This is a genomic window from Nostoc sp. PCC 9305, from assembly GCF_963920915.1.
Taxonomy (GTDB): domain Bacteria; phylum Cyanobacteriota; class Cyanobacteriia; order Cyanobacteriales; family Nostocaceae; genus Nostoc.
This window is the reverse complement of the sequence record NZ_CAWUDN010000051.1, coordinates 23,541-47,411: the sequence shown is the minus strand read 5'-3', so window position 1 is coordinate 47,411 and position 23,871 is coordinate 23,541. Positions and strand designations below refer to the sequence as shown.

The 23,871-nt window shown below is 40.8% G+C and carries 18 protein-coding genes; 7 read left to right on the top strand and 11 right to left on the bottom strand.

The window, feature by feature from the left end; translation table 11 throughout:
- Window positions 1-295: 295 nt before the first annotated feature.
- The 5 genes from ACM0OX_RS19525 to ACM0OX_RS19505 all read right to left on the bottom strand — a co-directional run bounded on the left by ACM0OX_RS19525 (window position 296) and on the right by ACM0OX_RS19505 (window position 4,168).
- Window positions 296-907: a DUF4231 domain-containing protein gene (locus ACM0OX_RS19525; protein WP_414516703.1), complete on the bottom strand. Its 612-nt coding sequence runs from the start codon at window positions 905-907 to the stop codon at window positions 296-298.
- Window positions 908-916: 9 nt separating this feature from the next.
- Window positions 917-1,663 (bottom strand): hypothetical protein, encoded by a 747-nt coding sequence (locus tag ACM0OX_RS19520; protein ID WP_414516702.1) that lies wholly within the window; start codon window positions 1,661-1,663, stop codon window positions 917-919.
- Window positions 1,664-2,070: 407 nt separating this feature from the next.
- Complete coding sequence (locus ACM0OX_RS19515) at window positions 2,071-3,174, bottom strand: AI-2E family transporter (RefSeq protein ID WP_414516701.1); 1,104 nt, start codon at window positions 3,172-3,174, stop codon at window positions 2,071-2,073.
- 121 nt (window positions 3,175-3,295) lie between these two features.
- Window positions 3,296-3,730 (bottom strand): NUDIX hydrolase, encoded by a 435-nt coding sequence (locus ACM0OX_RS19510; RefSeq protein ID WP_414516700.1) that lies wholly within the window; start codon window positions 3,728-3,730, stop codon window positions 3,296-3,298.
- Window positions 3,731-3,751: 21 nt separating this feature from the next.
- The gene (locus ACM0OX_RS19505; RefSeq protein ID WP_414516699.1) at window positions 3,752-4,168 is read right to left on the bottom strand and encodes a hypothetical protein; all 417 of its coding nucleotides are present in this window, start codon (window positions 4,166-4,168) and stop codon (window positions 3,752-3,754) included.
- 319 nt (window positions 4,169-4,487) lie between these two features.
- On the opposite strand from ACM0OX_RS19505, the gene folD reads away from it, so the two are divergent.
- From folD to ACM0OX_RS19490, 3 genes are all read left to right on the top strand, one after another.
- Window positions 4,488-5,375, top strand: a complete 888-nt coding sequence (folD, locus tag ACM0OX_RS19500) for a bifunctional methylenetetrahydrofolate dehydrogenase/methenyltetrahydrofolate cyclohydrolase FolD (protein ID WP_414516698.1) — start codon at window positions 4,488-4,490, stop codon at window positions 5,373-5,375.
- Window positions 5,376-5,532: 157 nt separating this feature from the next.
- The gene (gene crtE, locus ACM0OX_RS19495) at window positions 5,533-6,465 is read left to right on the top strand and encodes a geranylgeranyl diphosphate synthase CrtE (RefSeq protein WP_414516697.1); all 933 of its coding nucleotides are present in this window, start codon (window positions 5,533-5,535) and stop codon (window positions 6,463-6,465) included.
- A gap of 298 nt (window positions 6,466-6,763) precedes the next feature.
- Window positions 6,764-7,219 carry a divergent PAP2 family protein gene (locus ACM0OX_RS19490; protein WP_094350479.1) on the top strand — a complete coding sequence of 152 codons (456 nt, stop codon included), beginning with the start codon at window positions 6,764-6,766 and terminating at the stop codon, window positions 7,217-7,219.
- A 270-nt stretch (window positions 7,220-7,489) separates the two neighbouring features.
- On the opposite strand, the gene ACM0OX_RS19485 is transcribed toward ACM0OX_RS19490, so the two are convergent.
- From ACM0OX_RS19485 to ACM0OX_RS19470, 4 genes are all read right to left on the bottom strand, one after another.
- Window positions 7,490-8,149, bottom strand: a complete 660-nt coding sequence (locus ACM0OX_RS19485; protein WP_414516696.1) for a hypothetical protein — start codon at window positions 8,147-8,149, stop codon at window positions 7,490-7,492.
- A 224-nt stretch (window positions 8,150-8,373) separates the two neighbouring features.
- Window positions 8,374-8,703 carry an MgPME-cyclase complex family protein gene (locus ACM0OX_RS19480; RefSeq protein ID WP_322665886.1) on the bottom strand — a complete coding sequence of 110 codons (330 nt, stop codon included), beginning with the start codon at window positions 8,701-8,703 and terminating at the stop codon, window positions 8,374-8,376.
- Between the two features lie 61 nt (window positions 8,704-8,764).
- The gene (locus ACM0OX_RS19475; protein ID WP_414516695.1) at window positions 8,765-9,484 is read right to left on the bottom strand and encodes a SnoaL-like polyketide cyclase; all 720 of its coding nucleotides are present in this window, start codon (window positions 9,482-9,484) and stop codon (window positions 8,765-8,767) included.
- 136 nt (window positions 9,485-9,620) lie between these two features.
- Complete coding sequence (locus tag ACM0OX_RS19470) at window positions 9,621-10,343, bottom strand: pyridoxine 5'-phosphate synthase (protein ID WP_414516694.1); 723 nt, start codon at window positions 10,341-10,343, stop codon at window positions 9,621-9,623.
- Window positions 10,344-10,534: 191 nt separating this feature from the next.
- Here ACM0OX_RS19470 and ACM0OX_RS19465 point away from each other — a divergent pair, with 191 nt between their 5' ends.
- From ACM0OX_RS19465 to ACM0OX_RS19450, 4 genes are all read left to right on the top strand, one after another.
- Window positions 10,535-16,471, top strand: a complete 5,937-nt coding sequence (locus tag ACM0OX_RS19465; RefSeq protein ID WP_414516693.1) for an AAA family ATPase — start codon at window positions 10,535-10,537, stop codon at window positions 16,469-16,471.
- A 249-nt stretch (window positions 16,472-16,720) separates the two neighbouring features.
- Window positions 16,721-18,613, top strand: coding sequence for a sensor histidine kinase (locus ACM0OX_RS19460; protein ID WP_414516692.1), 1,893 nt, complete (start codon window positions 16,721-16,723; stop codon window positions 18,611-18,613).
- Window positions 18,614-18,770: 157 nt separating this feature from the next.
- Window positions 18,771-19,409, top strand: coding sequence for a Uma2 family endonuclease (locus tag ACM0OX_RS19455; protein WP_414516691.1), 639 nt, complete (start codon window positions 18,771-18,773; stop codon window positions 19,407-19,409).
- Window positions 19,410-19,789: 380 nt separating this feature from the next.
- Window positions 19,790-20,596 (top strand): Uma2 family endonuclease, encoded by an 807-nt coding sequence (locus tag ACM0OX_RS19450; protein ID WP_414516690.1) that lies wholly within the window; start codon window positions 19,790-19,792, stop codon window positions 20,594-20,596.
- A 122-nt stretch (window positions 20,597-20,718) separates the two neighbouring features.
- Here ACM0OX_RS19450 and ACM0OX_RS19445 read toward each other — a convergent pair whose 3' ends face one another.
- Both ACM0OX_RS19445 and ACM0OX_RS19440 read right to left on the bottom strand, forming a co-directional pair.
- Window positions 20,719-23,250, bottom strand: coding sequence for a caspase, EACC1-associated type (locus tag ACM0OX_RS19445; RefSeq protein WP_414516689.1), 2,532 nt, complete (start codon window positions 23,248-23,250; stop codon window positions 20,719-20,721).
- A gap of 31 nt (window positions 23,251-23,281) precedes the next feature.
- Window positions 23,282-23,659, bottom strand: a complete 378-nt coding sequence (locus ACM0OX_RS19440; protein ID WP_414516688.1) for a hypothetical protein — start codon at window positions 23,657-23,659, stop codon at window positions 23,282-23,284.
- Between the last annotated feature and the right edge of the window lie 212 nt (window positions 23,660-23,871).

The window sequence follows — 23,871 nt, the reverse complement described above, 5'->3', positions numbered from 1 at the left end:
CTCAATAAACACTATTGTAATACCAATTCAATTAATCATTGCAACACATCCTTGGGTAAAGACGCGATGAATCGCGTCTCTACAAATGGTCTATTTGTCGCATTTTTTTTCTAATTGCTATAATCTTTACAAATTATACTTTTTAGTTTTTTATTCGTTGAAATTACGTTAATTTATTGCAATTAGATAAAGTCCATAAATAATCAAAATGCAATTAGATCGATTACTCTACTGGACTTTATTTCTAACTATTATTATATTTTTATCTAACAGGAGAGAGTTTATTAAATCAATTTTATTCTTCGTCTCTCTTCTCTTCTAAATTAGTTATTTTTGTATTTTGCAGAAGGATATTGTCTTCCTGATTGTGTTTTTCTTCTTTCTTTTCTTGTACAACTTGAGTGGCATATATTTCCACATCTCGCTGAATAATATCTTCTACATGACTTGCAAATAGATTAAATGCCTGTTCGTGGCTTGGATAAATCCGATAAGGGCCTGTCAACTGTGAAAATTGCCACCCTTGGGTTTTTAAAGACTCAACTGTTCGGCGATAGTGTCGCCAGCGTTCTCCATAGTGAAAAAACTCTTCAATGGCAGCACTGATAGCAACTATTTGGCTCAAACCAAAAGTTGACCACATAATGATATCCCTGTTGTTAGGTTTGAAATTAGTGTTAATATTTAAACTTACCAATGCCGGGAGAATTACACCACCAATAATAGTTGTTATCCGTAAAAAATAATGGCGATCGCGCGATAAATTCGCCTTACTTTCCATCCAGAGTACTTGTTCTAACCAGCGCGATCGCAAAAAATGTTTTTGCACATCACCTAAGTTAATACCTGCAAATAATTTGTTAAAATCTTCTTTTAAAAATTCGTGATAACTATCTTTTTTTGCCATTTTTTACTCCTAATTAGAAAGTAACCCCTTAATTACTTTGCCTAAATTCTCAACTCCTTTCTCTATGTCGATTAAGTCGATGTATTGTAATGTACCAGATTTAGCTAGCTTTTTGGCTCGTTCATCAGTAGCCTTTCCATGCAAAGCATCCACAAGTATATCTGCGGTTCTACCACTACCAGCAATCACAAGAACTAACCTGCCACTATCAACGCTAGAAAACGCATCCTTAAAGGTAATTTCGCCACCGTTCAAGAGTAGTGTCATCGAAGGTGCATCATTGGCTAACATAGTCGCAACGTGAGATATCCAAGGAGACTCGTCGCCCCAATCATTACCAGGAACTAGCACGAAATGAGTATGGTTTGGCTCTAAGAGTATTAAATCAGCAGCAGTTTCCGAATGATTAGGTAAAGCCACTTTGCTTTCGGGTGTCACACCAACTAAAGCAAACTTAGCACCTATCTGGGTACGAGCTGCACCCATCATTCGCATAATTCCTACATCCGTACCTCCATCCACGACATAAGCCCCTAAAGTTTCGGCAATGGGGGCTAAAACTTCCACAAACAACCTTTGAATTCGGAGAAAGTCAGCTTCACTGATGTTACTTGCACCTCCCACTACTACTAAAACAGGACGCGAACCGCCAAGCCCTATTTCCTCAAGAGCATTTGGCAATTCTGCTTGCTGCTCAACTTGAGTAGCTAATGCCGTTTTCCCATTGTCAAAGGTAAGTTTTAAACAACTTTTCATTTTTTAAAAATACTGACTGCTTAGGTTTCCCAGCGTAGTGCTTCGCAGTCATTTTCGGCAAGTGTTGTATTCCGTTGTCACCTGAAAAATAAGGAATTTTATGATGCTTTTGTAGAGGTTGATCGTTGATTAATGCGTTACCAAATTTCCTATTATATGTAAATGTCGATGCCTGCTGTGGTGACAGTGCTTTGTCGTACCCCTCCGAGGAAGCAAGCTATGCGTAGTATCTCGTAGAGAAGTGCAGACTACACTTACACTAAAGTTTTTTATGATTATTTTGCTTACTGGAAAATTTTTGATGCACAAAGTAATAACTTCTTGTTTGTTAGCATTATAAATTATGATTTTGCACTTTATTTATGGACAAAATCGCCAAATTTTAAGTTAATCTGAATGATTTGATTTTAACTATAAGTTCCTGCTCTATCACTTATTACCGTAACAGGTTCTGACTCTATATCCTCTATCTTATTAAACTCTCCAGCCCGCCAGCTATCTGTTATATCCTTGATAAAACTGGCAATTGGGATTGCAATTAACAAACCCAGTACTCCTCCCAATTTTGCACCCAGCAATAAAGAAATCACCACCCATACAGGATTTAAGCCAGTCAAATTGCTGAGAATTCGAGGTGCAATAATATTAGAATTAACTTGGTCGATCGCAACAGCTACACCTAAGACTTCCACCCCTAACCAAAAATTTTGCAGCGCTACCAATAAACTTACTATGGCAATACCGACTCCTGTACCAAAGGGGAAGAGTGAAAATAAGCCAATACCAATGCCAAAAAGTAAAGCTAGGGGAACTTGCAGCGCCAAAAACACCAGAGTAATTGTCACCCCTAACACAGCTCCCAATGTTGCTTGACCGATAAAGTAATTGTGGAAATCCTCTCGCAGTAATTCCCGTACTCTTGACCCTATATTAGGGGGAAACCACTGAAAAATTCCGTCCCAAAGACGTTCACCATTCAATATTAGGTAAATGGTCAACACTACTGCCAGTAGCACATTGAGGACAATACCAATGGTATCGACAGCAAAACCAAGAATTCTACCAGTGAAGGACTGAAGTTGGTTAGATAATCTTTCCAGAACTTGGGTAAATAAACCACTTAAATTAATCGGAAGTTGCTGTTGACTTAACGCCCAATCCTGAAAAGCTTGCAGCTGCTGAGTACCAGAATCAATCCAACTAGGCAAAATATTAGCCAGTTCAACGAGCTGTTGAATAATCAGGGGAACCAAGGTGATGCCTAAAGCTACTAAAACCACTAGAGTCAAAAGCAACACTCCCCCGATCGCTAAGTTGGGTTTCACCCCTTGTTCCTGGAGAAACTGGATTGGATAGTTCAAGACAAAAGCTAGCAAGATGGCGGCGGCAATAATGCTAACTAAGGGTTGAAAATACTGTATAACCTGGAGCAATAGCCAGCCGTTGAGAATGGCAATGGGAAACGCCAATCCTATAGTTAACCATCGCGGTAGTTTGTTTGCTGATTGCATTAGTGATGACCCCATAAGAGTTCGTTCTAACTTTATTTTGGCTTCTTGGGATGTGGGGAGTGGGGGAAGAAGAATTAATAATTAATGCCCAATGACAAATGACAAATAACTAATCCCCAAATTATGTTGGATTTTTCTCAATAAAATCCAACATAATTTTCTGATGCATTGCCCCTAAAGGTCGCACTTCGCCAGCATTTTGTGAATAACAGTTACCTTGGCGAATATCTTCTGGCGTAAATAACGCCATATCCCAACCCTCATTCAGCACTAGTTGATTTAATTCCACCAAGAGTGGTGCATGAAAGACATGACGGACAACTCTTTCATTGGGATAACAGCCAAATTCAAGAAAGGGTGGTAGACTATAGCCGATTTCTTCTAAAATTTCTCGTTTTACCGCTACATCTGGCGTTTCACCAGGTTCGATGTGACCGCCAAACAGCGCCCAGTAACCAGGGTAGAGAATACCGGGGATGTTGTCACGCAGTTGCATGAGAAACTTGTTTTTCTGGTAGAGAATTGCGATCGCTACGTGCACCTGTTGATTGTTCATGTGTTTATTTTTAATTGCTGATTATTCTTCTTCTAAATAAACTTCTCCCAATTCTTTGCCAGCTAAAGGAATACTTCGGTAGCGAATTTTACCCTTAATTACAACTTCTGAACCTTCACCCAGATTCTTTTGATTGGTGACTACCCAAATTTTGCCCGTTGAGTCCTTAATTTTATAAGCCCACTGTTTGATCAGGGGAGCTTGCTTTTCTACCTGACCTTGGATGTAAACTATAGCCTGATTGTCTTGTTTTGGTTTAATCTCTCCAATTGGAGTGACATTTGTACCAATTTTTAAGCCAGCACCACGCAAACCAGGCGATGTCAAGTTACCACAACTACAAAGTCCTGCTATCAGAAAAAAAGTCAACCCCAAACGGTAAGGAACAATACTGTGCCCGTACAAGAACGAAAGAGATAAATTTCTTATTTGTCGCATAAAAGCCACCGATTTATTTATTTTGGGCATTTGGCACAAGAGGCAGAGGTGCAAAGGCGAAAGACTTACTGCAACTTATTTCTCCCCTGCTCCCCCTGCTCCCCGGCTCCTCTGCTCCCCCACTCTTCCACTCCCACTTTCCCAATTCTTTATTCTTCAGATGATGCCGCTGATCTGAGAAAATAAACATTATGAATTTACTGTGAGAGAAACGCTACGACATCAAACAGCAACACAATAATAGTCGAAAGTCAAGAGTTAAGAATCAATATTTTCATTTTGGACTTTGGACAAAAAGCGAACATAGCTGGAAATTTTCATGGAAACAAAAACTGCCAAACTCCTTGATGGAAAAGCTTTAGCTGCAAAAATTCAGCAAGAACTTTCTGTTGCTATTACACAATTACAACCAAAAATTGGACGACCTCCTGGTTTAGCAGTGTTGATGGTTGGTGATAACCCAGCATCAGCCGCTTATGTACGCAATAAAGAGAAAGCCTGCGCTAAAGTTGGGATCGCTTCTTTTGGTAAGCATTTCCCTGCCGAAACTACCCTTGAGGAGTTAGAAGAGGTAATTGCTGCACTCAACCACGATGAAAGAGTGGATGGCATTCTTGTGCAGTTGCCCTTACCTAACCACCTGGATGCTGTAACTCTGCTACATCAGATCGATCCCGATAAAGATGCTGATGGACTGCACCCAGTTAACTTGGGGCGACTAGTACGGGGAGAAAGCGGTTTACGTAGCTGCACCCCGGCTGGTGTGATGCGGCTTTTACAAGAATATGAGATTCCTTTGCAGGGAAAACAGGCAGTAGTGGTGGGGCGCAGTATTTTGGTGGGTAAACCGATGGCGCTGATGCTATTAGAAGCTGATGCTACAGTCACGATCGCTCACTCGCGATCGCATGACCTCAAAACCATCACCCAAAATGCTGATATTCTAATTGCAGCAGTAGGTCGTCCCGGATTGATCTCTGCTGATATGGTGAAACCGGGCGCTGTTGTGGTAGATGTGGGGATGAATCGCGTCACCGATGCTAATGGCAAAAGTCGTCTCATTGGCGATGTCCATTTTGAATCAACCGCTGATGTCGCAGGATTTATCACCCCAGTTCCTGGTGGTGTTGGCCCGATGACTGTTGCCATATTGTTGGAAAATACATTTGCTAGCTATTCTAGAGCGGCAAAAGAAGAAAGAGAGTGAAGAGTTAAAAGTTATTCTTAATAACTCTTAACTTCTAAATACCGTACAGACGCGATGAATCGCGTCTCTGCTCCTAACTCTTCATTTTTTTCAGCCCCCCAGCACCTTAAAATTGTGACGTATAAGGCAAAAATCGCAAAATATCAGGAATTAAAGAATGGTAGCAACTGATAACGTCCAAAAGACACCACCAGAGGAAGCCACATTTAACTTAGCAGGCTATCTAAAAGAGCGACAAAAGCTTTGTGATAATGCTCTGGATCGGTCTATCCCAGTCATTTATCCAGAAAAGATTTATGAGGCGATGCGCTACTCGTTATTAGCTGGAGGTAAGCGTGTACGTCCTATTCTTTGCCTTGCCACCTGTGAAATGATGGGTGGAACCATTGAGATGGCCATGCCAACGGCTTGTGCCGTGGAAATGATCCACACAATGTCGTTGATTCATGATGACCTCCCGGCGATGGATAATGACGATTACCGTCGTGGCAAGCTGACGAATCATAAAGTCTATGGGGAAGATGTGGCGATTTTGGCTGGGGATGGCTTGTTGGCTCTTGCTTTTGAGTCTGTTGCCATTGAAACCCCTCAAAGCGTTAAGAGAGAAGTCGTCTTGCAGGTTATTGCCCGTCTTGGTCGAGCATTAGGGGCAGGTGGTTTGGTCGGCGGTCAAGTTGTCGATTTAGAGTCGGAAGGTAAATCTGATATTTCCTTAGAAACCCTAAATTTCATTCATAAACACAAAACAGCCGCCCTCTTGGAAGCTTGCGTAGTTTGTGGCGGACTGATTGCTAATGCATCACCTGAAGATGTGCAGCGACTAACCCGTTATGCTCAAAATATTGGGCTAGCATTCCAAATCATTGATGATATTTTGGATATCACTTCTACCCAAGAGGAATTAGGTAAAACAGCTGGCAAAGACCAAAAAGCTCAGAAAGTTACCTATCCCAGCCTTTGGGGACTTGAGGAATCTCGCTCAAAAGCCCAAGAGCTAGTTAAAGAAGCTTGTGTGGAATTAGAACCATTTGGAGACAGAGCTAAACCACTCCAAGCGATCGCTCATTATATTACCAGCCGTAATAACTAGTAACGCTTTGGGTAATTCGTAATTCGTAATTCGTAATTCGTAATTCCCATACCACAAGCGTTTTATTGATTGGGAATGGGTAGTTTATTTACACCATACTGTACTACTACTGCCCAGTGGAATTCAAAATTCACTCATTCAAAATTAAAAAAGCTTATCAAGTAAGCTTTTAGGTGATTTTGAAGAGTTGGTCTGTTTCCCCCGTGATGTACTAGATTAATTTGGGATTTTGGGTTGAATCTAAATGTTTCCTCAACCAACAACTGCTGCTAATATTTACTAACCTAACCAAAATAACATGCAGGACATAGGCAACATTTTAGACAACCGGGTGCTGCTGGTTGCTCTGGTAGCTTGTTTAATTGCTCAAGCATTAAAGCTCGTAGTTGAGATCGTCAAACATCGCAAATTGAATGTGCGTGTTTTGGTGACAACTGGAGGTATGCCCAGTGCCCATTCGGCTCTGGTTACAGCTCTAGCCGCTGGTGTAGGGCAAACACTGGGTTGGGCATCTCCTGATTTTGCCGTTGCGATCGTTTTTGCCATCATTGTCATGTATGATGCAGCCGGAGTTCGCCAAGCGGCTGGTAAGCAAGCTCGTATTCTCAATCAAATGATTGATGAATTATTCCATGAAAAACCAGACTTTAGCCAAGACCGTCTGAAAGAATTACTCGGACATACACCAGTTCAGGTAATCGCTGGGTCGGCTTTGGGTATAACCATCTATTGGTTAGCTAGGTCTGCTTATTAAACTAGGGCAATAAATCTTTGTTTGAGGAGATATTGATAATTAGTAACTGGTAATTTGTCAATCAATTTTGGATTTTAGATTTACCCCGTAAATAAATTCAGGGGATTAAGGATGAAAGGATTTGTTCCAAATAACTTGCTTCACGCAAAGCGAGTATAAATATATTCGCTGAAAACCCTTTGAAATTTTGAATTTAAAATCCCAAATTAGGTCAATTGACAAATTACCACTCTGGTAGATCGCATCAAGATACCAGTGAACTTAATATCACTAAAACCGCACAGTCGAACGCAGCAGAATCACCTTACGACTATCTACTAGGCTGGCAACAAAACCGCCATTGTTTAGCTTTTGCAATGTATTATACGCTTCAGTTTGGTTAGTGGTATAAACTGCTAGCAAGTAAGGGCGTTGTCCATAAGAAACAAAACCGACGTTACCTCCGACTACTTGCTGCACACTATTTACTAATTCTGGACGGTTGTAATAATCTACCAGTACTGCATAACCTTCTCCTAATGCTTGAGGATTATAGCTGACTGTCTGCTGAGGTGGTTTTGGCTGTGACTGTGGCTGCGGCTGCACATCTGCCGTTGTTGTTGGTCGAGTGGTAATTATGGCAGACAAGCCAACAATATTGCTGACATATCTTGCCCAACGATTGGCGTCGTCAATTTTGTTAAAACCCCCGACTCGCGTCACTGTTTCGTTGAGATATTTGCAGGTGATAGTTTTCAGTTCGGGTGGTAAGGCGCTACGTAACTGCTTTTGATTATTTGCTGTGGGACTGACTACTAATAAAAGATACTCACCCGCATTTGGTGGTTGACAAGAGGGAATGGTTTTTTGAGCAAGTACAGAACTCATGCCACCAATCAACCCTACAATCGCTAATCCTAAAACACTTGGTAAATTCTGAAATCTATGCACAAAAGTTAGATTATGTAAATTAAGGTGTCTTAGAAGATTTTATAAGAAAAAAGCTGAAAACCTAGCTACTTCAGTATGGTGATGAAATATGTGTCAAAAAATATATTTTGTTACTCAAAAATAAAATTAGGGAATGAGGAGTAAAGAAGGGAACAGGTTATAGGTTACAGGGTACAGATTATTCTCCATAACCTGTCACCTGTCACCTCTCCCCTAAGCAATGCCTAAGATACGGTAACTAACGATGCTAAAGCATCTGGTATTGCCTCAGAAGGAGCCTGGAATTCGCCAGTGATGACGTACTCTAAACGCAGTTTTAACCAAGTAATAAATTGAGGATTTGTAGAAATAATTGCGACTGCTGGTTGGGGACACTTTGCTTTTAGCTCTTTAAACTGCGGTGTTTCCAAGAAAGCTGGTTGCTCAACTAACCAAAAATCGATTTGTTTTTCTTGTTCGTGGTAGTTACGGGTGCGTTCTTTGAGAACTTCGTGTATCGGTTCTTCTTCGAGAAGAAAGCGGTGACTTGCCAAAACGTAATGGTATGTTTGCATTTTCATCCTTTGGTTGCTATGTGAATAATTTCAGGGCACAGTGACTCTGTACCCTGACAAACTAACTTTTGTGGGATTTCTTGAACCAAGAACTGAACGGACAAGCACTTTTCTGGTTTTCAGATTTTGTCGGTTTGCCACCAGATGTTAGCTTTTCCAAGAACAGATTATTGTCGAAGTAGTGTTCTAAGGAAATAACCTTCAAGTCATCGGTAACTTTTGCAATGCTCATACCGATAATTTCTATTGTCTCTCCAGTAGGTGCATGGCCTTTATATTCTCCGTTAAAATGTCCCCAATGCCGCCATTTAAATGTGACATTTGGGGGCCCGGAAAAAACTTCCAGAACTTCCCAAGGAAATCCTTGAGGGAATGTTGTGTGGAAGACTTTTGCGGATGATTCAAAGGTTTCTTCTGAAGCTTTGTAATGCTCTGAATCAGGCATAAATAGATTGTAAGTACCTTGGGCGGATAAATCTGCTGCGGTATACTCTACTCCGCCATTGGTACTGACGCGAAAGTTGTCATTCACAATAGATAACCACTCTTGCGGGTTAGCTTTGAAGGATACCTCCATCTCAAAGGTTCTCACCAAATTTTGCACGATCGCTTCCAGTGTTCCTTCAAGATGATTATAGATACTTTCTTTAGCGAGATTTTCTTTTGAACGGGAATAATCAGGCGGTGTCTGATAGCGCCACTCGACATCAGTGCTTTCTGCTATCACCTTATCCCGATCCTGTACCCAAAGTGGCAGGTTGTTAGATTGTGTTGCGCTCATAGAAGTTTTTGCTGAAGATTTGATCCCAATTTCTAGATTTCGCAGTGACAACCCCTCTAGGTTATAGGTTACAGGTTATAGGTTACAGGTTACAGGTTATCAGTTTCTTCCCCTATTCCCTATTCCCTATCCCCTGTCACCTGTCACCTCTGATAGCTTGCTTCATCTCGCGGACTGCCCTTTCCATACCTACTAATGCTGCCCGACTGATGATGGTATGACCAATGTTCAGTTCCTCCATGCCTGGAAGCGCAGCCACCGGATAGACGTTCCAGTAGGTGAGTCCATGACCAGCGTTAACTCGCAATCCGGCTTGAATCGCTTGTTCACAACCTTTAGCTAATATGGCTAGTTCTCGGTGGCGATTTGTTTCATCCTTAGCCTCAGCATATTGTCCGGTGTGCAATTCAATAAACTGCGCCTGTATCTTGACAGAGGCTTCAATTTGTGCTGGTTCGGCGTCGATAAATAAACTAACTGGAATGCTAGCGCTTTGCAATTTATCGACTATTTCCCCTATTCTAGCAATTTGGAGGGCAATATCTAGTCCGCCTTCTGTTGTGACTTCTTCGCGTTTTTCGGGGACTAAAGTCACGTAATCTGGTTTGATATCGAGAGCGATCGCTAGCATTTCATCTGTAGCGGCCATTTCTAAATTAAGATGCGATCGCACTGTTTGCCGCAATATCCGCACATCCCGATCTTGAATATGTCGCCGATCTTCACGCAGATGCACCGTAATTCCATCCGCACCCGCTAATTCTGCCAGTACCGCCGCCGCTACCGGGTCTGGTTCCACCGTCCGCCGCGCTTGCCGGATAGTGGCGATGTGGTCAATGTTAACGCCAAGTGTAGGCACCCCAAGTTTCTCCCAAATCCACAGTCTTCAGAACTTGATTTTACCGGAAATAGCGGTAGTTTTGCTGAAGGAGCTACAGATAGATTACACGCGTACAATGCGATTGTTTAAAAGAAAGCTGAGTTAGCAAAAGCTTATTCTTGGGCAAACTACTTTAAATAAGTAGCTGATTTCACAAGAGTTGATGAAGTATGAATACAGCAGTTGAGCCGATGGACAAGTTTTTGAACTATCGAATTAGCGAACAACTTTATGCAGGCTCTAGAACCTTAGTTTACCGTGCTATTCGAGAGGCGGATGGACTTCCGGTTGTGATTAAACTGCTCCAGCAAGAGTATCCTACCTTCAATGAACTGCTGCTGTTCCGTAATCAGTACACTATTGCTAAAAATCTTGACCTACCCGGTATTGTTCGTCCCTACAGTCTGGAACCTTACCGCAACAGCTATGCTTTGGTGATGGAGGATTTTGGCGGCATTTCCCTCAAAGATTGGCTCAACCAAAAAATAGGGAGCAACCAATATACTCTGACAGAGTTCTTGGATATTGCGATCGCTTTGAGTAATACTCTTGACGGACTCTATCGCCATCGAATTATCCACAAAGATATCAAGCCAGCCAACATTCTCATCAACCCGGAAACTAAGCAAGTCAAGTTGATTGACTTTAGTATTGCCTCTCTTTTACCTAGAGAAACCCAAGAAATTTACAGTCCCAATATTTTAGAAGGTACTCTCGCCTACCTTTCCCCAGAACAAACCGGGCGGATGAATCGCGGAATCGACTATCGCAGTGATTATTATTCCCTTGGCGTTACTTTCTATGAATTGCTGGCTGGATACCTACCCTTTGAGTCTAACGATCCGATGGAGTTAGTTCACTGTCATATTGCCAAGCAGCCAGAACAATTAGGGGGCAGGGGACAGGGGGCATGGGGCAGGGGGCAGGAGGCAGGAGGCAGGAGGGAAGAAGAGATTCCCGATGTTCTTTGTGAGATTGTGATGAAGTTGATGGCGAAAAATGCTGAAGATCGCTATCAGAGTGCATTAGGGCTGAAATTTGATTTAGAAAAATGTTTGTCTCAATTGCAGGAAATTGGCTCGATTAAATCTTTTGAATTAGGGGAGCGGGATATTTGCGATCGCTTTATCATCCCAGAAAAACTCTACGGTCGCCAAGCCGAAGTTCAAAATTTACTGGATGCCTTTGAGAGAGTCAGTCAGGGAAGCACTGAAATTATGTTGGTAGCAGGCTTCTCTGGTATTGGCAAAACTGCTGTGGTGAACGAAGTCCACAAGCCAATTGTGCGACAACGGGGTTATTTCATTAAAGGTAAATTTGACCAATTCCAGCGCAACATCCCTTTCTCTGCTTTTGTGCAAGCTTTTCGAGACTTAATCGGGCAACTGCTGAGTGAAACTGACGCCCAATTCGAGCGGTGGAAGTCCAAAATTCTTTCTGCTTTGGGTGAGAACGGACAAGTGATGATTGAGGTGATTCCAGAACTGGAAAGTATGATTGGTAAACAGCCACCTGCGCCGGAACTGTCTGGAAGTGCGGCACTAAATCGCTTCAATTTGCTGTTTTTGAAATTCACTCAAGTCTTCACTGCATTAGAACATCCATTGGCGATCTTTATTGACGATCTGCAATGGGCAGATTCTGCTTCTTTAAAGTTACTGCACTTGTTAATGAGCGAAGCTGACATCCGCTATCTACTGTTAATTGGTGCTTATCGAGATAACGAAGTCAACCCAGTACATCCGCTGATGCTGACTTTGGAAGAGATTCAGAAATTAGATGCCACAGTCAATACGATTACCTTATTACCCCTCGATCGGGTTTCTATCAATCATTTGGTTGCAGATACATTGAGTTGCTCTTTAGCTTTAGCCACACCTTTAACAGAATTATTATTGAGCAAAACTAAAGGTAATCCTTTCTTCAGCACGCAGTTTCTCAAAGCGTTACATCAAGATCGACTAATTACATTTAATTTTGATGGTGGTTATTGGGAATGTGATATTGCTCAGGTGCGATCGCTCGCTCTTACCGATGATGTCGTAGAGTTCATGGCAATTCAACTTCAGAAGTTGCCAACAGAAACTCAAGAAGTTTTGAAGTTAGCAGCTTGTGTAGGAAATCAATTTGATTTAGCGACATTAGCGATCGTTCATGAAAAATCACGGTTGGAAACAGCTACTGATTTTTGGAAAGCTGTGCAAGATGGGTTGATTATTCCTACCAATGAGGTTTATAAGTTCTACCATGATGAGTCTGAATTTATAATTCAGAATTCAGAATTTCAGCAATACAATTCTCCTGACTCTTGCTCTTACAGATTTCTTCATGACCGTGTTCAGCAAGCGGCTTATTCTCTTATCCCTGAATCTCAACGAAAAGCTACTCATTTCAAAATTGGGCAATTACTGTTAAGCAATACACTACCTGAAGCGCTTGAAGCTAGTATTTTTGATATTGTTAATCAGCTAAATGAGGGAATTGACATAATTGATGAACAATCCCAAAGATATGAAATGGCTCAACTGAATCTAATTGCTGGTAAGAAGGCAAAAGTTTCTACTGCTTATAAAGCAGCTCTTAAGTATTTCACCTTGGGCAGAGAATTACTAATAGATGAAAGTTGGTTAATTAATTATAATATTACGTTTGAATTACATCGAGAATCCGCAGAATGTGAATATCTAACTGGTAGTTTTGACCAAGCCGAAAGATTATTTGAAATAGCATTAGCTCAAAGTCAAGATAGGTTCAAAAAAGTAGATATTTATAGGATTCAGATGTATCTGAAAATGACTCAGGGGGAAAATATAGCAGCTAGTATTGAAGCTGGAGTAAAAGGTTTGAGCATCATGGGGATGAATCTGCCAGTTACTTCTGAAGAACAGCAAGCTGCTATCGAAACTGAACTTCAAGAATTAAAAGCTAAACTGCAAACGGTTCGTATATCAGATTTATTCGATCTGCCTGAGATGACAGATCGAGATCAGAAGGTTTGTATGGCTATTTTAGCTGACCTTTGGGCAGCAGCTTATATGGGAGGAGATCAATACCTCAGTTGCTTGGCTCCTCTATTAATGATCGGTTTATCGTTGAAATATGGCAATGCAGAAAGCTCTGGTTTTGCTTACTGTTTATATGGAATGAATTTGGCAAATCAAGGAAATTATCAAACGGCTTATGAGTTTGGTACATTAGCACTAAAACTCGATCGTCACTTCAATAGTACCCAATTTATTTTTAAGACCAATAATATCTTTGCACATACTACAAATCCCTACAATCAGCATTTAAAAACGAATTTGCCGCTTTCTCAACAATCATTCCAAATCTGTCAAGAAACTGGAAATTTGGTGTTTGGTGTTTGGGCGGTTTCGTTTTTGATTTGGGCGATGTTAATTAAAGGCGATCGCCTTTCGGATGTTTATGCGGAAACTGAAAAATATCTGAGCTATGTCCAACAGGTTAATGATGCCAATATGCTGTATGCCTTTACTTTACAGCGGCAGTTCTTATTAAACCTGCAAGATATATCTAAAACCACCGATTTATTAGACGATCGCAATAACGAAGATATTCCTTATATCGAAGTGTGGAGACAGAAGAACAACTTTGAACATGGAATTAATTGGTATTGCTTTCTCAAAATCCAATTATCGTACCTTTATGGGCGCTATGCAGATGCTGCGGAAGCAGCAGAAGAAGCTGAAAAAACTCTTGCTTGTAACTCTGGTTTTTTCCCAATTATTCAGTATTACTTCTATTATCCACTCAGTTTGATAGCTCTCTATCCCAATGTGACATTAGAGAAGAAAAAGCAGTATTGGGACATTATTCGAGAGCATCAACAAATTCAGAAAACCTGGGCTAATAGTTGCCCAGACAACTTTCTACATCGATATCTATTGTTATCTGCGGAAATAGCAAGAATTTCTGGCAAGTATATGGATGCAATCGAATCATACGATCGCGCCATTGCTAAAGCTAAAGAAAATGAATACGTTAATGAAGAAGCTCTCGCCAACGAACTTGCAGCCAAGTTCTATTTAGAATGGGGCAAAGAACGCATAGCTCAAGAATATTTGATTAATGCTTACTATTGTTACACTCGCTGGGGTGCTAAAGCCAAAGTCGATGATTTAGAACAACGTTATCCACAACTGCTAGCCCCGATTTTACAACAGAAGCGTTCACTACTCACATCCAATGAGACGTTCGCAAATATTGACAGCATTAGTACCTTCCACCCAAGCATTCATAAATCAGTAACCTCTAGCAGCAACACATCAGTAATGCTAGATTTGGCAACAGTTTTAAAAGCCTCTCAGACTCTTTCCAGTGAAATTGAACTGGATAAATTACTTACGAAGCTGTTGCAAGTGGTGATTGAAAATGCTGGAGCAGATAAGTGTGCGTTACTACTACTTAAAGAAGGTAGATTGCTAGTTGAGGCGACTGCTCAGGTTGGGCAGCAATCAACAGTGTTACAGTCCATTTTTGTGGAAGATAGTACAGACGTTCCTCATAGCCTAATTTACGCTGTCAAACGCAGCCTGGAACCTACCGTTATTTTTGATACAACATTGTATCTGTATCCGGCGCTAATAGCCGATCCCTATATTATTCGTCAGCAACCTAAAAGCTTGCTGTGTACGCCAATTTTCTATCAAGGGAAACTCTTAGGGATTTTATATTTAGAAAACAATCTGATGAGTGGAGCATTTACTAGCGATCGCGTCGAAATTCTCAATCTATTATGCACTCAAGCTGCAATCTCCCTGGAAAATGCCCGACTTTATCAGCAAGCACAAAATACTTTAGAAAACTTGGGACAGACGGAACAATTCTTGCGGTTAATTATGGACAATATCCCCCAATCTGTTTTCTGGAAAGACCGCAATAGTGTTTATTTAGGCTGTAATCATAAGTTTGCTCAAGCTTCAGGTGTAGGAATACCAGAAAATGTTGTTGCTAAAACAGACTACGATTTATCTTGGACTCGCGAGGAATCAGATTGGTATGTAGAGTGCGATCGCCGCATTATGGAATCTGGAGAAGCTGAACTCAATATTATTGAAACATTACAGCAAGCAGATGGAAAACAAATCTGGTCTAATACAAATAAAATTCCTTTAAAAGATAGAGAAGGAAACGTTTTTGGCATCCTTGGAACGTCTGAAGACATTACTAAATACCAGCAATCGCAAAAATTGCTGCAACAGCAAAAGCAACAATTAGAACAAGCATTGCAAGAACTCCAAACGATGCAATTACAATTAATACAAGGTGAAAAAATGTCTGCTCTTGGTAACTTGGTAGCAGGTGTTGCCCATGAAATCAACAATCCTGTCGGCTTCATTGCTGGCAACTTAGAACCAGCCAAAGATTATGTCAAGGATTTGTTCGGTCTAATTAATCTTTATCAAGAAAAATTTCCTAATCCCGGCTCAGATATTCAAGATGAAATTGATGCCATTGACCTGAATTATTTACGTGAAGATTTACCTAAATTGCTAGACTCGATGAAATTGGGTGTTAGCCGTATTCGCAGTATTAGTACCAGTTTGCGAACATTTTCTAGAGCAGATAAAGATTATAAAGTTCCCTTTGATATTCACGAGGGTATTGACAGCAGTATTCTGATTCTGAGACACCGTTTAAAAGCTAACGAAAACCGTCCGGCAATTGAGGTGGTGAAGAATTATGGCAAACTACCTCTAGTAGAATGCTTTGCTGGACAACTTAATCAGGTGTTTATGAACTTGTTAGCAAATGCCATTGATGCACTTGAACAATACAATGCAGAACGGAGTTTAGAAGCGATTCTTGCTAACCCCAATTGCATCACCATTCAAACTTGTGTAGCAGACTCAGGTCAGAATATTTTGATTAAGATTGCTGATAATGGCGTGGGGATGTCAGCAGAGGTTAAACAAAAAGTATTTGACCATTTGTTCACCACCAAACCTGTCGGAAAAGGCACTGGATTAGGGTTAGCGATCGCTCGTCAAATTGTGGTAGAAGCACATGGCGGTTCGCTCTCTTGTACTTCCGAACTGGGAAAAGGGACAGAGTTTGTCATTCAAATCTCTACTCAACAACAATAATTAGTGCTGAGTTATGAGTGCTGTTAGGGACTTCCAAGAAATAAATTATCCAATCTTGTGGGGTGGGCATCTTGCCCGCCTTTGGTTACTGGGCGGGCGAGACGCCCACCCCACAATAAATAGTTGGAGATTTTTTTATTTGGAAGTCCCTTAGCGGTAGCGGGGCGTTTAGCCCGTGCTGAGTAATTTCTACTTTACTCGGCACTTTTTATTTTTACTTTTTAAATTTTAACTTGGAGTAAAGCTACGATGATACTTAAATTGCGGAAAATCTGGTTGAAAATAAATCACCGATGGAGTGCAATAATCAACAAAAAATACTACTCAGTTAAATGGCGATCGCGCAACTTACTATTATTATCAATTGTGGTGATTCTATCCATTAGCATTAGCGCCACAGCTATTACTAGTTACAAGATTGTTAAGGGATTGCTGCTCGATAGTCTCAAGGAACAAGCACTGTTAAAAACACGGCAAGGTGAGGATGATATCGATAACTGGTTAGCCATTCGGAAGACAGAAATTAAGACTTTGGCAAATTCTGTTGTGGTGCGATCGCTAGATTGGCCTGTGATGGAACCTTACTTGCAATCTGAATTGAAGCGGCTGCAAACGTTTTTGCTCATGGCATTGGCTACATCAGATAGTACATTAATCAATACTTACGGAGATCATCTCAATGTTAAAGACCGAGAATTTTTTCAGCGGAGTATGACGGGTGAAACTATAGCAGCCGATCCAATTATTGGACGCACAACCAAACAGTTACAGATTCAGATTAGTTCGCCGATTCCTGCCGAAAGAGGTACAAAGCCAGCAGGTGTTTTAATGGGAGGAATTCCAATTAACCGGGTCGTTGAGGTCATCAGCAATTTACATCAAGGTAAAGGCAGCTATGCTTTTGCCCTGAATTCTCAAGGAATTCCCATCGCCCATCCCAACACGGAACTAATTGGTACACCCGAAAAAGCTGCCAAGAGTTTTCTGAACTCGCGCAATCCCAGATTAGTTGAAATTAGCCAAAAAATGGTAGCTAAACGCACAAATATTGAATTGCTTCAACTGGATGGTAAGTGGAGTTATGTTGCTTACACTCCCCTGAGAGAGGCAAATTGGTCAGTAGCGTTAATTGTGCCAAAAGAAAATATTGAATCGCCATTACAGGCGTTGAACCTGTTGGCTACAGTTTTGGGAGGATTGTTATTGGTTGGGTTGATTAGTGCATGGCGACAGGTGCAGCTATACGAACAGATTCGCGATCGCGCCTTTGTTTCTAGCCAGCAGGCGCAACAACTCAGCAAAACCCTGAAAGAATTGCAAAATACCCAAGCTCAACTCATCCACACCGAAAAAATGTCTAGCCTGGGACAATTAGTGGCTGGGGTGGCACATGAAATCAATAATCCTGCCAATTTTATTCATGCCAACCTCAACCATGCCAGCATTTACAGCCAAGACATCCTCGATTTGCTCAAGCTTTATCAACAAACCTACCCAAATCCTACACCCGAAATTAGCGATCGCGTCCAAGACCTTGATATTGAGTTTCTAGCAGAAGATTTACCCAAATTAATGGCATCAATGCAAGTGGGAACCAAGCGCATTCGTCAAATTGTGTTGTCGCTGCGTAATTTCTCGCGCCTTGATGAGGCAGACATGAAATTTGTAGACATTAATGAAGGATTAGACAACACTCTGATGATTCTGAATCATCGCCTGACAGCCACACCTAATCAACCAGAAATTCAGATTGTTAAGAAGTACGGTGATTTACCTCTAGTAGAATGCTATGCAGGGCAACTCAATCAGGTGTTTATGAATGTTCTAGTGAATGCAATTGATGCTATAGAAGAGTCATTAGTAAAGAATGAAGGACAAATTCGCATTCAGACTGAACTCACTGATGAAAAACAAGCGATCATTCAAATTTCCGATAATGGTATTGGGATGTCAGAAGAGGTAAAGCAACGAGTATTTGACTATATGTTTACTACTAAACCTGTGGGTAAAGGAATCGGATTAGGAATGGCGATCGCTTATCAAATTGTTGTAGATAAACATCGAGGAACTATTGAAGTTGATTCTACTCCAGGATATGGAACAGAGTTTAGCATTGGTATTCCTTTAACAAGTAGCAAGTAAAAATTATTGATAACATTGAAATAGCCAAAGTTTATATCGATGATTTCTTTTAGCTAATTTATACACTTATAGTCAGAGGCGATATACTTTAAGAAAGTTGATTTGTAAATTCAATCTGCTGCATACAATCATTACTACATCAACTCTCTGAGGTAATATGCTTTTAAAACTGCAACAAATTATTGTTAAGCCTGGGCAACAAATGTTGCTCAAGGATGTTAGTTGGCAGCAGTTAGAAAATATTTTAGCAGAAATGGGAGAAAGACGTGCTGCACGTATTTCTTATAGTCATGGTTGGTTAGAAATTATGGTTCCCCTACCAGAACACGAAAAAGATAAAGAACTTATTGGTGATTTAGTCAAAATCTTGTTAGAAATACTCCAAATTGATTTTGAGCCTTTTGGTTCTACAACTCTTAAAAATGAGCAAATGCGGCAAGCAGTAGAACCAGATACCAGTTTCTATATTCAAAATCAAGCTGCTGTAATTGGGAAAAATCGCATTGATTTAAATATAGATCCACCACCAGATTTAGCAATCGAAATTGATATTACTTCTCGCACTCGATTTGATAATTATGAAATTTTGGGAGTTCCTGAACTTTGGCGACATACACAACAAGGTTTAGAAATTTCTGTGCTAAAAGAAGGAAAGTATATAACATCTGAATCTAGTCCTAATTTTCCTGATATTCCAATTGTTGAATTAGTTAATAGATATGTACAGCAATGTTTAACAATTGGGAGAAGTCAAGCTATGCGTAATTTTAGAGATTGGGTGAAGAATAATTTATGATAGAAATCTAAGCTCGACTTTATCCATTTTTTGGCAACACTCAAGCTGACGCTGAAATCTTTGTGGGGCGGTAGTTTTACTTTTTTGATTTCACCGAGAATAAGTGACATCGAAAAAGCTTTTGCTAAAAAGCTAGGATTTTTGCCGTATCAAGAGAACCAAGCTCTGAATTTTGGATAAAGTCGAGCTAAGAGGATGTTTGAAAAGTCCTCTTCTCGGTAACAAAAGGTTTTAGATCCCCCTAAATCCCCCTTAAAAAGGGGGACTTTGATTCCGGTTCCCCCCTTTTTAAGGGGGGCTAGGGGATCAATAAGTGCCTAAAATCACAGCAAATTACTTTTAAAACATCCTCTAAGACTTTCTGAGAAAGGCGATCGCTCATGACTACCGAAAACAACCCAAGAGCCATTCTAGACTGGGAACACCCTACACCGCCCACAGATTTAATTTTTGATGACGGAGAACCCTTGGAATCAAATCGCCACCGTATTGCCATGAATGTGTTGATTCGGTCATTGCAGCAAGCTTGGGCTGACCGGAATGATTTTTTTACTGGTGGCAATATGTTTATTTATTACAGCAGCGCCCAAGTACGTAACCAGGATTTCCGTGGCCCCGATTTCTTTGCTGTTCTGAATGTGGACGGCACTAATTCTCGTCAAGGTTGGGTAGTGTGGGAAGAAAACGGTCGTTATCCTGATGTGATTGTAGAATTAATGTCACCATCTACAGCCAAAATAGATCAGACTGTTAAGAAAGACCTTTACGAACAAACTTTTCATACTTCAGATTATTTTGTTTATGACCCCTTTGACCTGACTTCTTTGCAAGGGTGGCATTTAGATCATAATCAGCAATATCAATCTTTGACACCAAATGAGCGTGATTGGTTGTGGTGTCAAAAGTTAGGTTTATGGTTGGGAACGTATGAAGGAACAATAGACAGAGAAACGGCGGTATGGTTGCGGTTTTACGATGTAGCTGGCAATTTGGTTTTGTTACCAGACGAAGCTGCAACTGCACAAGCACAAGCCGCAGTCACGCAAGCGGAAATTGCTGTTGCACAAGCACAAGCCGCAGTTGCAGAAGCAGAAGCTGCTGCTATACGAGAAGAAGCGGCTGCTGCACAGGTGGCTCGTTTAGCGGCTAGATTGAGAGAATTGGGGGAAAATCCAGATATGTTGTGAGAGATTTTGGCTTTTTTGATGAATTTATCGAGTTGTTATAAATAAAAAACTGAGTGCGATCGCTATTTCCAAACCTCACAACAAATAAGTGCGATCGCTATTAAGTAAAGCTAGCTGCAAAATCAAGGTTTAAGTTTAATAGGCTCAAACTTATATTTATTAGTACCAGGTATTTGTTGAACTTTCATTAAGAATATATTATTTTTATTGTCTATGCGATCGCCTGATTGTGAAAATTGAATCTTTCCGGTTGCACCTTCAACTGAAAAATCTGGACTGTGCAGCGTCTTTTGCAGTTCCTCGCGGGTATTACTCTTCTGTAAACCTGCAATGATTGCCTTGCTTGTATCATAAGTCGTCGCTGTTCGCCAACTTACTGGAGCTTTCCACAACTCATTAGCCTTTTGTACGAATGGATTATTAGGAAATGCTGTGGGATGCCAGGGTGTAGGGATTATGATGTCATTGATGTCCTTACCCTCCTGTAAGCTTTCTTGCGTGTACAGTGAAGGAGTACCAAATAAAGTTAACTGACCTTGATTAGCTCTTACCAAGGCTATACCTTGCCTGTTGGTGTCCCTACTTCTGTCTATGTATAGACCTAATACCAAAGCATTAGCACCACTATTCTTTGCTTGAGCAATGACTGCATTAGGGTCAAATTGAGAGGCCAAAATATTGCAATCTGTGGGATTAATACTACCGCCAGCATTTTTTATTGCTTCAATCAAATTACTCTTAAACGAAACATTATCTGTATTGCGATTGACACAGATGAGAAAGTTGGTTTTCTTCATGTTGTTGATAGCATAAAGAACGATCCTATCTGCTATCGGGCGAATATTAGGAACAGTACGAAAGATATAGTCCCCAGAACTAGTAATGTTTTGGGCATAACTAGTAGGAGACATCATCACTAACCCACCTCTTTGATACGTTGGGGCTGCGGATGAGGAAGCATCACTAGCATTATGTCCCACTACAGCCAAAATGCTAGGATCTTGAACAAACTTAGTGGCAATCTCTGGGGCAATTGTTGGGTTATTATCATCATTAGCGATCGCCACCTCCAAAGCTTTGCCATTAATGCCTCCATTTTTATTCACTTCATTTTGAGCTTGAGCGACACCGCGTAGCATCTCTTCTGCTATATTCTTTTCCGTACCAATAGGTACGCTGACGGCAATTTTGAGAGAATTACCTTTCTCTCTAGCCTCAGTATTGTTCAAGTAAATTAATGCTTCTGGATCTGTGGGATGATTTTTGCGATATGAATTGAATTTATCAATAGCAGTCTGACAATCACCGTTGGCAAATGCCTGCGCTCCAACTTCTTTATCTGAGTTCGTATCTTGTTTTTCTAAAATTTCTTCGCCCAAGCTAATGCTGTCGCCCGAAATATAATTCTGTTTGGGACATAAGTTTACTATTAGGGAAGGTATATTTTTCCGAAGAATGTATATTACAGTACCGCCAATAACTACGCCGATGATGCACGCTCCTATATATTTAAGATATTGGAGAAAACTGCTATCTTGGAGACGTGGATGATTTACTAGAACTGGAGTAGACGGCTGTTCCGCAATTATCGGAGCTTCAATTAGGGCTATATCTTCATCTCTGAGTCCTAACGCTTGTTGAAGACGTTTTAAATCCGCCGCAGTTTTCTCGCTAAGAGGAAACCCCTGTCTAATTTTGTCGCGGAATGCTAGCCCATATCGCTGCAATTTTTTCTTTTTGCCTTCGATAGGTGCTAAAACCAGAGTTTCAATTGCAGCAGCCTGTTCAGGTGATAGTTCCAGCCTTTCTTGTAAACCTTCCAAAGCAGCACGACCAACAACAGAAATTTCATCGTTACCACTTTCTACCCAATAATCAACTTCTCGACGATATTTGAGTTCAGGATCGTCAATAGGTGCTTTGGCAAGGTTGATTTTATAACCTTCCTTGACAGCATATATTTCTGGTTTCATTGCAGGAGCAGCTTCTTGAACCTTACTTTTTGCATACTCGTGCAATTCATCAACACAAATCCAACCATCTTCATCCCGGTCTGCTGCACCAGTTTCTAGTCCCTCAACTATGTAGCGGGTGTAAGTTGAAGTATCCGAGCCTTGCTGTTCAAAAGAATATTGGGTTGAGGTACTAGATGTCAAAACAGCTCGTCCTTCTCCACCTAATTGGTTTTTAACATCTACAAAACCATGATCTCTAGCTAACATTCCCTCAGCAAATGCGCCACTAAAGCAACAATCGAGAATCACTACCTCACGTTTGGAACGGCTCTTGTTCATGACATCATGCACAAAGCTAGCTGGCACTGTTGTTGCCCTAGCTGGTACTCCCTTATCGGTTTTGCGGGTGTTATGAGCTGCAAAGTAAAGCTTGCCCTCCTCGTCTTTAATGCCGTGACCAGAGAAAAATAGCAGCACAAGATCATCTTTTTGACGATCATCAAACAAGATTTCGATCGCGACCGCCATCTCATATTGTTGAGGATTTATCAGTACTTTTACATCTACATCATTAAAACCGCCAATCTCTGGGTGCAGCAAAACTCGCTGCATGGCTTCGACATCTTTTGCCGCTGCTGGCAATGGGGTTAGACCAGACTCATACTCACTAACTCCTATTAGCAGTGCTATTTTCACCATCTTATTTATTCTTCCTTACTGCTGAAATTTCTTAGCTACCTGCGATAAACTTTTGAGCTTGTTCAATGGCGGCATTTAACTCTTCCTGACTGCTAGCTTTCACCTTGAGCTTCTTGCCGTTAGCTTCAACTTCCAATTCAATAGTTTTGTTACCCAAGCGATCGCCCAAAAATCCCAGCAATTTCTTAAAATTGGCAAGGCTCACCTCTGCCTGCAACACCCCCACCAGAAAACCGCCAACAGACATGGCTCCTTTGGGTATTTCTGTAACTGCTACTAGTTCAGCACTTTCCACATCTAAGTCTCTGATTTCTCGTAGCAAATTCCGTGTTTCCCGTTCTTGCTCCTCTGCATCTAAATCTGGATTACTAAGAGCGATCGTCAGTTTGACATTAGATTCAGAACTCATTTTGTGCCCTTTTAGGTTTTTCAGCAGTTGATGGTCAATAATATTTCTGTAGTATATCGATTGACATCACTTCTTCTATGTAAATTTCCTGAAACTTTTTCAAGATTTTTCCAAAAATTCATAAAATTCAGGCAAAAATCTGGTATAAACACAGAATATCTCTCTTCAATAGCTGCAAAACTTAGAGGCAATCAACAGTATTTCATCTGACA